This is a genomic window from Mesorhizobium sp., from assembly GCF_004962925.1.
Classification (GTDB): Bacteria; Pseudomonadota; Alphaproteobacteria; order Rhizobiales; family Rhizobiaceae; genus Mesorhizobium.
On sequence record NZ_SUEO01000210.1, the window covers coordinates 1 to 11398 of the forward strand.

Consider the following 11398-nt stretch of genomic DNA (forward strand, 5'->3'; position numbering starts at 1 on the left):
CGTTCACGCTGACCACGGCGGGGGAGGATACGAAGCCGATGGCGTAGCGCCGGATCGGAAAGTCGGCCGTCGAAGCGGTGGCGGCAACCACCGAGGTCGAACGTGCAGCATTTGCGGCGGCCGCCGGTTTGTCAGGCGCCGCCTGCCCCGCTGACAGCACCTGCCGGACCTTGTCCGTTGCAGCGGGCGAAAGATAGAGCCCAGCCGCGACAAGGCAGGCGACCGCAAGCACGATCTTTCCACGCATCGTCAAAAGCCTTCTGTCCGACACGCCGTGGTTCGGTGGTCATATCTGGCGCAACTCGCAGCCTCATGCCGTAGTTTCACCAAATAGATAAAAGGCGCCGAAGGCGAAAAAGTGCCAAAACCCGGCGTTACGAAGATTTAATGTGCAGCGCACAATAACGGGCAGCTACCGCAGCATCGGCCACAACGTCGCCGCCAGCAGCAGGCCCATGGCGATGTTGAACCATTTCAGCTGCACCGGATCCGACAGAAAACCGCGCAGCGCCGTGCCGAAACCCGCCCACACCGAGACGCTCGGCAGGTTCACGATGGTGAAGGCTATCGAGATCAATGCCACCGACAGAAACGGATGCTCCGGATTGGCATAGACGGCCATGGCGGTGATCGCCATCACCCAGGCCTTGGGATTGACCCACTGGAACGCTGCCGCATCGATGAAACGCATCGGTCGCGCCTTGGCCTCGCCCTTGCCGCTGAGCGAGCGCGACATGGCGATCTTCCAGGCGAGATAGAGCAGGTAGACGCCGCCGGCGACCTTCAATCCGGCGTGCAGCACCGGAAACGCCGTCAGCACCGCGCCCAGACCGAAGCCGACGGCCAGCAACAGCACGAGGAAGCCGATGCTGATGCCCAGCATGTGCGGAATGGTTTTGGCGAAGCCGAAATTCACGCCCGAAGCCAAAAGCATGAAGTTGTTCGGACCCGGCGTGACTGAAGTCACGAGGGCGTAGACCAGAAGAGCAAGGAATGCATCGAAGGTCATAACGTCCTCCCAGGCGGGTCAGCAATATTGTCCTTTTACCCCACAAAGGCCAACCCCGCGGCGGTAGCGGGGCCAGAGGATCAGGATCAAAGCAACAAAAAAACAGATGTGGCGGCGCCAGAGCGAAAGCGCCGGACGATCACATCCCTTGCGGGCCGCGGTTCAACGCTGCCACGCCGGTGCGGCAGATTTCGACCAGGCCGAGCGGCTTCATGATGGCGATGAACTGGTCGATCTTGGAGCCCTTGCCGGTGATCTCGAAGATGAAATGCTCGGTATTGGCGTCAATGACGCTAGCGCGGAACGCATCGGCCAGCCTCAGGGCCTCGACGCGAGCTTCGCCGGTGCCGGCCACTTTCACCAGCGCGAGTTCCCGCTCCAGAGGCCGGTCCTGGCCGAGTTCATGCGAGCGCACTGTGAGATCGACGACACGGTGCACCGGCACGATGCGCTCGAGCTGGTGCTTGATCTGCTCCAGCACATGCGGCGTGCCGCGCGTCACGATGGTGATGCGCGACAGATGCTTCTCATGCTCGGTTTCGGAGACCGTCAGGCTCTCGATATTGTAGCCACGTCCGGAAAACAGGCCGATGACCCGGGCAAGCACGCCCGGCTCATTGTCGACCAGCACGGAAAGCGTGTGAGTCTCCGGCTTTTCCGTTTCCTTGGCGATGAAATAGGCGGAGCCAGTCGGTTGAAGCTGTGCGTTCATGACATGAATCTCGATTTCAAACTTTTGAGCTAATTCTCTGTTTGCGCACGGCTTCTTCCGACAAGCCCTGCCTCGGCTTGGCGTTACACCAGTTCCCTGCCCTTGGCGTCGATGGCATTGGCCACTGCCTCGTCGGTCGCCTCGTCCGGCAGAAGCATCTCGTTATGCGCCTTGCCCGACGGGATCATCGGGAAGCAGTTGGCAAGCGTCGCCACCCGGCAGTCGAAGATCACCGGCTTCCTCACCGAAATCATCTCCTTGATGGCGTCGTCCAGCTCGTCCGGCTTTTCGCAGCGAATTCCGTGGCCGCCATAGGCTTCGGCAAGCTTGACGAAATCCGGCATCGCTTCGGTGTAGGAATGCGACAGCCGATTGCCGTGCAGAAGCTGCTGCCACTGCCGCACCATGCCCATATACTGGTTATTGAGGATGAAGATCTTGATCGGTGCGTCGTGCTGCACCGCGGCACTCATCTCCTGCATCGTCATCTGCACCGAGGCGTCGCCGGCAATGTCGATGACCAGCGCATCCGGGTGCGCGATCTGCACGCCGAGCGCCGCCGGCAGGCCGTAGCCCATCGTGCCCAGCCCACCTGATGTCATCCAGCGGTTCGGCTTCTCGAAATGATAGTGCTGCGCCGCCCACATCTGATGCTGGCCAACCTCGGTGGTGATGTAAGTGTCCATGTCCTTGGTCAGCGCGTAGAGCCGCTGGACGGCATATTGCGGCATGATCACGTCGTGGTTCATCTTGTAGGCAAGCGAATCCCGCGCCCGCCATTTCGCGATCTGCTCCCACCATGGGTGGAGCGCCTTCTTGTCGGCCTTGGCAGTCGCCCGCCACAGCCGCACCAGATCCTCCAGCACGCGGCCGACGTCGCCGATGATGGGCACGTCGGTATGGACGTTCTTGTTGATCGACGACGGATCGATGTCGATATGGATCTTCTTCGAGTTCGGCGAGAACGCGGTGAGCCGGCCGGTGATGCGGTCGTCGAAGCGCGCGCCGATGCAAACCATGACGTCGCAATCATGCATGGCCATATTGGCTTCATAGGTGCCGTGCATGCCGAGCATGCCCAGCCAGTTCTTGCCCGATGCCGGATAGGCGCCAAGGCCCATCAGCGTCGAGGTGATCGGGAAGCCGGTGAGGTCGACCAGTTCGCGCAGCAGATGGCTGGCTTCCGGGCCGGAATTGATGACACCGCCGCCCGTATAGAGGATCGGCCTTTTGGCGTTGGCCATCAGTTCGACCGCAGCCTTGATCTTGTCGAGATCACCCTGGACCTTCGGCTGGTAGCTGGTGCGCGGCGCCGTCTGCGGCGGCACATAGATGCCCTTAGCGAATTGCACGTCCTTCGGGATGTCGACGACGACCGGGCCGGGACGCCCTGTCGTCGCGACATGAAAGGCCTCGTGGATGATTGCCGCGAGCTCGTTGACGTCCTTCACCAGCCAATTGTGCTTGGTGCAGGGCCGCGTGATGCCGATCGTGTCGCACTCCTGGAAGGCATCCGAGCCGATCAGCGAGGTCGGCACCTGACCGGTCAGGCAGACCAGCGGGATCGAATCCATCAGCGCATCCTGCAGCGGCGTCACCGCATTGGTGGCGCCCGGCCCCGAGGTCACCAGCATGACGCCGGCCTTGCCGGTCGAGCGCGCATAGCCCTCCGCCGCATGGCCCGCGCCCTGCTCGTGACGGACGAGGATGTGCTCGACATCGTCCTGTTGAAAGATTTCGTCATAGATCGGGAGAACCGCGCCGCCCGGATAGCCGAAAACATGCTTGACGCCATTGTCCTTCAGCGCCTGCACCACCATTTCGGCGCCGGTCATTTCGCGCCGCTCGTTCTGTCCACTGCTCATCGGTCTGGTCCCGTACTGTCCGCCATCGGCGATTGCTGGTCGTTTAGTCGTGTTTCGGGCAATAAAAAAGGCCCCCGAGGGAGCCTGTGTCTGCGCATGGGAGGTTTTCGCCCGGCGGTTACACCGCCTTGCCCACGCGCTTTCCTACTACGAGAATGAGTGCCGTTTTCATGGTGGCGGACAATAGAATTGGTTTTGCGCCGCTGTCAACGGCGAATGTGCACGACGCCAAAACGGTTCGGGCCGGTGGGTGGTCTCGGGCCGGGCTGATTGGCGCCCGCGACATCGAGCCACCAATGCCCGCCACAAGACGTCGTTCCGATACAATGGCCGGCAAGATCAGGGTGCGCGACCTTCTAGATAAGCCATTGAAACCACGCCAAACTATTTGACGACGTGACGCGGCGCATGGTTGCCGCGATACTCCGGTCAACCGGGCTGGGAGGGTCCAGCAAAGCCACGATGACGACCAGGATTTCACGGGAGGAAATTTGATGCTCGACAAGGCCCCAGCCAAGAAACTGACCGACCTGCTCGACCAATTCGGCGCAGCGCTTGCCGCCGGCGATATCGACAAGGCGGTCGGGTGCTTTCAGGAAGACTGCTACTGGCGCGACCTGGTGACCTTCACCTGGAACATCAAGACCATGGAAGGTCGCGACCAGGTGCGCGACATGCTGGTGAGCCAGTTGGCGAAGACAAAACCTTCGAACTGGGCGATCGCCAAGGGCGAGGACGCCACCGAGAGCGGCGAGCTGCTGGAGGGCTGGATCAGCTTCGAAACGGAGGTTGCGCGCGGCTTCGGCCATATCAGGCTGAAGAACGGCAAGATCTGGACGCTGCTCACCACCATGGTCGAGCTGAAGGGTCATGAGGAACCCGCCGGCTTCGCCCGGCCATTGGGCGCCAAACATGGCCACGGCAAAAACCGGCCGACCTGGAAGGAGGAGCGCGAGAAAGAAGCCGCCGAACTCGGCTTTATCGGTCAGCCCAACACGCTGATCATCGGCGGCGGCCAGGGCGGCATCGCGCTCGGTGCCCGGTTGCGGCAGCTCGGCGTGCCGACCATCATCGTCGAGAAGAACGAGCGCGCCGGCGATTCATGGCGCAAGCGCTACAAGTCGCTCTGCCTGCATGACCCGGTCTGGTACGACCATCTGCCCTATATCGACTTCCCCCGGAACTGGCCGGTCTTCTCGCCCAAGGACAAGATCGGCGACTGGCTGGAAATGTACACCAAGGTCATGGAGCTGAACTATTGGTCCTCCACCGAGGCCAAGAGCGCCAGCTATGACGACCGGAAAAAGGAATGGACGGTCGTCGTCCATCGCGACGGCAAGGACATTACGCTGAAGCCGAAGCAGCTCGTGCTGGCCACCGGCATGTCGGGCCGGCCCAACGTCCCGAAATTCCAGGGCATGGAAAATTTCAAGGGCGATCAGCACCATTCCTCGAAACATCCTGGTCCAGACAAGTACGTTGGCAAGAAGGTCGTCGTCATCGGTTCGAACAATTCCGCGCATGATATCTGCGCCGCACTCTGGGAAGCCGGCGTCGACGTCACGATGGTGCAGCGATCGACCACGCACATCGTCAAATCAGACACGCTGATGGATATCGGGCTCGGAGCGCTCTATTCTGAGCAGGCCGTGCAAAGCGGCATGACCACGGCCAAGGCCGACCTCATCTTCGCCTCCCTGCCCTACAACATCCTGCACGAATTCCAGATTCCGCTCTACGAGAAGATGAAGGAGCGTGATGCCGCCTTCTACGAGGGACTGGAAAGAGCCGGCTTCATGCTCGACTGGGGCGACGACGGTTCGGGCCTGTTCATGAAATATCTCAGGCGCGGTTCCGGCTACTACATCGACATCGGCGCCTCACAGCTCATCATCGACGGCGCCATCAAGCTGAAGAGTGGCGTCGACGTGAAGGAGATCAAGGAACGCTCGGTCCTGCTCAGCGACGGCACCGAGCTGCCGGCCGATGTCGTCGTCTATGCCACCGGCTACGGTTCAATGAACGGCTGGGCGGCGGAGCTGATTTCAAAAGAGGTCGCCGACAAAGTCGGGAAGTGCTGGGGCCTCGGCTCGAACACCACCAAGGACCCCGGTCCTTGGGAGGGCGAACAGCGCAACATGTGGAAGCCGACGCAACAGGAAGCGCTCTGGTTCCATGGCGGCAATCTGCACCAGTCGCGCCACTATTCGCAGTTCCTGTCGCTGCAGTTGAAGGCACGGCATGAGGGCGTCGCGACGCCGGTCTACGGGCTGCAGCAGGTCCATCACAAGGGATAGAAATTCGGGGGCCTCACCGGGACTGGCCGATGCGCTTCCAGTAGATCAGCGTACCGGTCAGTCCGCCATGCGGCTTCAACGCGTAGTCCGGTATCTCACCGGCAAGCGTGAATCCCAGCCTCTCATAGAGGCCGGAGGCGCCCTCCTCTGCCGCCGTGTCCAGGACCAGCAGCGTGCGGCCTTTCTCGACAGCGAGGCTTTCGGCCGCCCGCATCAGGCGGGTGGCCACGCCCTTGCCGCGATGATCGACGCAGGTCATCAGCTTGGCGATCTCGGCCCGGTGCGGCTGGTTGGGGGGACAGTCGAGCAGCAAGGTAACGGTGCCGATCAGGGTCTCGCCGTCCCAGGCGCCGAGCACGGCTCTTTCGCCTCTTGCCGCCGCCATAAGCGATCTGGTCCAGAAGGCGCCGGCCGCTTCCGGCGCCAGCGGATGCATGAAACTGACCGATCCGCCGGCCGCGACCGTCTCGATAAGCATGTCGATCAGCATTGCGTCCGTTTCCGCAGCCTGGGTTAGAGGCTTGATTTCGATGGAACTCATGCGTGCGATGTCCTTTGACTGCGATGGAGCGATCGGCGTGTTCCAGCCGTCAATCCAGGCGGCTGACTCGGCGTCGCTTTCGTGCTGCCTTGATGGCGGCAATGCGATCGGTGTCCTTTGGCTGCAGATGCAGCCCGCGTTCCAGGATTTCGAGCGTATATTCCTCGTAGGTCAGGCCCAGCCGCTCGGCCTTTTCCATCCGCATCAGCATGACGTCGCGGCTCGGCGCCTTCCACGCCTTGGCATGCGCAGCCTGCCAGGCAAGGAAGATATAAGGGTCGCCCTTGCCCCATGGAGGCCCCTTGTAATCGTCGAGTGGCGGTCCGCCATTGTCGGTGCGTTTGGGACGGCGCGCCATTGCCTCAGCCTCTTGCCAGCGCGACCAGATAGTCGGCGGCATCCGCTCCCGGCGCGTGGAAGATGCAATTCGACGGCGCGCCAAGCGCCAGACAGTCCCCCGGTTCGAGACTGTGGACGACATCGCCCTCGGTGAATTCCAGCTGTCCGGAAATCAGCCAGATCTGCTGTCTGATGAAGGCATAAGACGCTGCCGGAAAACTCACCTTGGCTCCGGCCGGCAATTGGACCCGGATCAGTTCGAGCGGCATGTCCGAAACCGGCGAAAGATGCCGCCTGACATAGCCGGTGGCGGGATCGCGCCAGACCGGCTGATCGCTTTGGCGAAGCAGCCCGCCGCCCTGCAGCTCCGCCCGCGCGATGAGGGTGGAAAGCGTCATGCCGAAGGCCGCCGCGATGCGCACCAGAAGTGCTGCGGTCGGGCTCGTCTTGCCGCGCTCTATCGTGCTGAGCATGGCCTTAGACACGCCGGAGCGGCTCGCGAGTTCCGCCAGTGACCAGTCCCTCAAGGCCCTTTCGGCGCGGATTCTTGTGCCGATGGTCGAGGAGATGTCGTTCGCTATAACAGTCATTAATCCGATATATCGAAATTTCGGATTCGAGCAAGGGGCCGATCGGTTCAATTTTCGCGAATGGCTTAATGCCCCCTACACCATCCGACCTCACCCCACCTTAACCTTGCCGACGTAAGGTCGATCGCCTGGGGAAATGGGAAACAGCCTGTCCATGTTCGTCGACCGCGAAGCCTCCGTTGGAGAGCCGGCATTGCAGGAGCGCCGCAAGGCTGAGCAGAGCGACAAGCGCATTCTGGGCAATGTCGTCCAGTGCGACGGCGCGCGCGCCACCATCAGTGCCTATGCCGCCGATATCGAAGGCACGGTCACTGGCCATTGGAGCGTCGGCAAGATGATCTCCATCAATCTTGGCACCACGCGAACCGTCGGCCTGGTCTACGAGATCGGCAAGTCGGATCGCGCCTGGAGCAATGAAGGCCAGAACCCGATCGAGGTCAGTATCGAGCTCATCGGCGAGGTGCGCGACGGCGCCGAGCCCGGCGCCAAACCGATTTTCGACCGCGGCATCACCACCTATCCGCATATCGGCGCCATCGCCCACCGCATTCGCAGCCGCGACCTGCAGGCAGTCTATGATCTCGCCGGACGTCACTCGATCACCATCGGCACGCTGTCACAGGACGAGGCGATCGACGCCAACATCGCAATCGACGACACACTGGCGCGCCACTTCGCCATTGTCGGCACCACCGGCGTCGGCAAATCCACCGCCGTCTCGCTGCTTTTGCGCAAGTCGATCGCCGCCCGGCCCGACCTGCGCGTCCTCATCCTCGATCCGCACAACGAGTTCGCCGCATCCTTGCCCGAATACTGCGTCAGGGTCGATTCGACGACACTGGACCTGCCCTTCTGGATGTTCAAGCTCGAGGAATTTGCCGAAGTGCTGTTTCGCGGGCGCGAGACCGTGCCGGAAGAGATCGATGCCTTGCGCGATCTCATACCCGCCGCCAAGAACCTGTACCGCAATCCTAATTCGGGCGGCTACCTCAGGCGCGGCAGCGATGCGTTGACCGCGGACACGCCGGTGCCCTATCGCGTTGTCGATCTCATCAAGCAGATCGACGAGCGCATGGGGCTGCTGGAAAGCAAGAACGACCGCCCCACTCTCAAATCGCTGAAGACGCGCATCGAATCGGCAGCCTCGGATCCGCGCTACCGCTTCATGTTCAACTCGCGGCTGATCGAGGACACCATCCACGAGACGATCGGCAATATTTTTCGCGTGCCGCATCACGGTCGCCCGGTGACCTGCTTCGAGATGGCCGGCATGCCGTCGGAAGTGGTCAATTCGGTCTGCTCGGTGCTGGCGCGCCTGGCCTTCGACCTAGCGCTGTGGAGCGAAGGCCGGCTGCGATTGCTTTTGCTGTGCGAGGAAGCCCACCGTTATATGCCGGCCGATCCGCGCCTCGGTTTTGCACCGACCCGGCACGCGCTGTCGCGCATCGCCAAGGAAGGCCGCAAATATGGCTGCTATCTCGGTGTCGTTACCCAGCGCCCGGGCGAGCTCGATCCCACCATCCTGTCGCAGTGCTCGACCTTCTTCGCCATGCGGCTCGCCAACGAGCAGGACCAGGCGATCATCCGCTCGGCGATCGCCGATTCCTCGGCCTCGACGCTGGCGTTCCTGTCTTCCATGGGCCAGCGTGAAGCCATTGCCTTCGGCGAAGGCGTGGCGACGACCATGCGGCTGAAATTCGAAAAGCTGTCCCAGGATCTGATCCCCGGCACGGCCAAGCGCGAGGAAGCCTTGCCGTCCGAGATCGGCAACGATGTCGACCTGGTGGCGATCGTCGAAAGGCTGCGCAACGTGCCGAAACCGCAGCAGGCGATGGCCTTCGCCGAAGTCGTCGATTCAAACCGGCAGGCCGGCGATCCCAACTATCGCAAGCCACCCGCCCCGACTGTCGCACGCGTCCAGCCGGACGACGATTTCGACATGCGCTATGGCCTGAAACCCGCGACCTTCGGCCTGCGCCCGCAGAACGATTGAGCCTGCAGCCTCGTCTGCCGACCGATTGAGAAGCCACGTCAAGCTTCCAAGCGCTCTGCTTCGTTGGCCAGCTTGGGCAAATCCCGTCAGAAAATTCGTCAGGCTGAGCCGGATGGTGTCGTTTTCGAGAACCGGAGCGGAGTGGACATTCAGTCCACGAGCACCGGAAGCGCAGAAAACGGCATCAGGCGGCCAGCCTCACGAATTTAGTGACGGGATTTCAGGCGCAGACGCGGTTGCGGCCTTGCCTCTTTGCCTCATAAAGCTGGCGATCGGCGCGGCGATAGAACTCTTCGGCGGTTTCCTTGCGATCCCAGACGGCAAGGCCGACGCTGGTGGTGATCTTCAGGCGAACATTGCCTGACAGTATCGACATGTTAGCGATTGCCTTGCGGATGCGCTCGGCGAATTTGGACAGCAGTTCGGCGTCCATGTTGGGTGTGACTACTGCGAATTCCTCTCCACCCAGGCGCGCAACCACGTCGTGATAGCGCGTCATGTCCTTGAGACAACTGGCGACCGCCCGCAACACTTCGTCGCCGACATCATGGCCGTGGGTGTCGTTGACCTGCTTGAAATGGTCGAGATCAAGGATCATCAGCCCGACCGGCTTCTCAATGCGGCGAAATTCCTCGAGATATTCCTTCAGTGCATCGTCGAAATAGCGCCGGTTCTGCATGCCGGTCAGGCTGTCGGTCAGCGCCGCATGCTCCAGCGTTTCCGAACGGGCGCTGAGCGAAACCGTCATGGCGCGCAGCTTGCCTTCTTCCGTCGCCTGCTTGCGGATCAGTGGGTAGATGAAGAAAATGCCGAAGAACAGCGCGGTTGCCAAAAGGACGCCGGTCGCAAACAACAGCTTGTTGAGATAGATGATCTTCTCAACCCCGGAAGGCGTAACACTCTCGGCCGCGAAGGCCTGCAGAAGTCCATAGGCGTGAAGTGTCACCAGGCCTGCGGCCAGGATCACGAAGATGAAGACGAAAAAGGCTGATTCCGCCTTGTGAAAACGCATCTGCTCCCCGTTGGAAAATTCCCACAGACCTTATGGCACGGACGGCCTTACGGAGGGTTAATTAGGACAACTTCGGCGGGAAGTCTCCCCCCAGGATCAACTTTTCAGGTTGCACTGGAAAGGGTATCCGAGATCGTGGATTCCACACGATCATCGGGGCGCAGTCTCAGCCATTCCGGACCCAACTGATGCCTGAACCAGGTCGCCTGGCGCTTGGCATATTGTCGCGTCGCGATCTTTGCGCGCTCGATCGCTTCGGGAAGACTCAACTCCCCGGCCATTGCGGCCTGGAGTTCGCGAACGCCGATCGCCTTCATCGCCGGCAAATCGGGATCGATACCAAGACTGGTGAGCTGCTTGACCTCATCGACGGCGCCCTTTTCCAGCATGCGGTCGAACCGCGCCTCGATCTGCTCCACCAGCGCCGCCCGGTCCGGTTCGATTACGAAGAAGCGTGCGCTGTCCCTGTCGATCAGCGGGCGGCCGCGCGCCGCCTGCCATTCCAGGATGGAACGGCCTGACGCGTCGAGTACCTCCAGCGCACGCACGATGCGCTGGCCGTCGGTCGGCTTCAGCATCATGCCGGCCGCGGAATCCTCGCGCAGCAAGATGCGGTGCAGCTTGGCCGCGCCCTGCTCCCGGAGTTCGTAGCGCCAGCGGTCACGGATCGGCTGCGGAATGTCGGGCATTTCCGAAATGCCTTGCGCAAGCGCCCGGAAATAAAGCCCGGTACCGCCGACAAAAATCACCGACCGCCCTGAGAGCGTGCCCTCGTCGATGAGCTTCATCACGTCGCGCAGCCAGGCGCCGGTGGAATAGGCGGTGGAGGGATCGACATGCCCGTAGAGATAATGCGGGACGCGAGCGAGTTCGGCGGCAGTCGGCCGCGCCGTCAGCACGTCGAGCACAGAATAGCCTTGCATGGAATCGGTGTTGACGATGACGCCGCCCTTGCGCTCGGCGAGATCGAGCGCAAGGGCGGACTTGCCGCTGGCGGTTGGCCCGGCTATCAGGATCGCGTTCTCAACGCGGCCCTCGCC

At 61.9% G+C, this 11398-nt stretch carries 10 protein-coding genes and 1 pseudogene; 2 read left to right on the forward strand and 9 right to left on the reverse strand.

Translation table 11 applies throughout. From position 1 onward, the window contains the following. From E5W87_RS28980 to E5W87_RS28995, 4 genes and pseudogenes are all read right to left on the reverse strand, one after another. Positions 1-247 (reverse strand): annotated as a pseudogene (locus E5W87_RS28980) (efflux RND transporter periplasmic adaptor subunit); the annotation flags it as partial. A 165-nt stretch (positions 248-412) separates the two neighbouring features. Next, positions 413-1009: a LysE family translocator gene (locus E5W87_RS28985; protein ID WP_292405354.1), complete on the reverse strand. Its 597-nt coding sequence runs from the start codon at positions 1007-1009 to the stop codon at positions 413-415. 139 nt (positions 1010-1148) lie between these two features. Continuing rightward, positions 1149-1721: an acetolactate synthase small subunit gene (ilvN, locus tag E5W87_RS28990; protein WP_095483396.1), complete on the reverse strand. Its 573-nt coding sequence runs from the start codon at positions 1719-1721 to the stop codon at positions 1149-1151. Positions 1722-1804: 83 nt separating this feature from the next. Further along, positions 1805-3586 carry an acetolactate synthase 3 large subunit gene (locus E5W87_RS28995; protein ID WP_292405358.1) on the reverse strand — a complete coding sequence of 594 codons (1782 nt, stop codon included), beginning with the start codon at positions 3584-3586 and terminating at the stop codon, positions 1805-1807. A 494-nt stretch (positions 3587-4080) separates the two neighbouring features. Here E5W87_RS28995 and E5W87_RS29000 point away from each other — a divergent pair, with 494 nt between their 5' ends. Further along, positions 4081-5883 carry an NAD(P)/FAD-dependent oxidoreductase gene (locus E5W87_RS29000; RefSeq protein ID WP_292405360.1) on the forward strand — a complete coding sequence of 601 codons (1803 nt, stop codon included), beginning with the start codon at positions 4081-4083 and terminating at the stop codon, positions 5881-5883. A gap of 13 nt (positions 5884-5896) precedes the next feature. On the opposite strand, the gene E5W87_RS29005 is transcribed toward E5W87_RS29000, so the two are convergent. From E5W87_RS29005 to E5W87_RS29015, 3 genes are read right to left on the reverse strand one after another with little or no spacing between them, the layout of a single operon-like run. Beyond that, complete coding sequence (locus tag E5W87_RS29005; RefSeq protein ID WP_292405363.1) at positions 5897-6424, reverse strand: GNAT family N-acetyltransferase; 528 nt, start codon at positions 6422-6424, stop codon at positions 5897-5899. Positions 6425-6473: 49 nt separating this feature from the next. Next, complete coding sequence (locus E5W87_RS29010) at positions 6474-6782, reverse strand: hypothetical protein (RefSeq protein ID WP_126105942.1); 309 nt, start codon at positions 6780-6782, stop codon at positions 6474-6476. A 4-nt stretch (positions 6783-6786) separates the two neighbouring features. Beyond that, on the reverse strand, positions 6787-7353 hold the full coding sequence (locus tag E5W87_RS29015) for an XRE family transcriptional regulator (protein ID WP_292405368.1): 567 nt from the start codon (positions 7351-7353) through the stop codon (positions 6787-6789). A gap of 154 nt (positions 7354-7507) precedes the next feature. Here E5W87_RS29015 and E5W87_RS29020 point away from each other — a divergent pair, with 154 nt between their 5' ends. Further along, a complete protein-coding gene (locus tag E5W87_RS29020; protein ID WP_292405371.1) occupies positions 7508-9346 on the forward strand; it encodes an ATP-binding protein in 1839 nt (612 codons plus the stop codon). Positions 9347-9566: 220 nt separating this feature from the next. Here the strand turns inward: E5W87_RS29020 and E5W87_RS29025 are convergent, their stop codons facing one another. Together E5W87_RS29025 and miaA are read right to left on the reverse strand one after the other, a co-directional pair. Continuing rightward, positions 9567-10358 carry a GGDEF domain-containing protein gene (locus E5W87_RS29025; RefSeq protein ID WP_292405374.1) on the reverse strand — a complete coding sequence of 264 codons (792 nt, stop codon included), beginning with the start codon at positions 10356-10358 and terminating at the stop codon, positions 9567-9569. A 104-nt stretch (positions 10359-10462) separates the two neighbouring features. After that, the coding region (miaA, locus tag E5W87_RS29030; protein WP_292405377.1) for a tRNA (adenosine(37)-N6)-dimethylallyltransferase MiaA at positions 10463-11398 on the reverse strand (936 nt) is incomplete at its 5' end.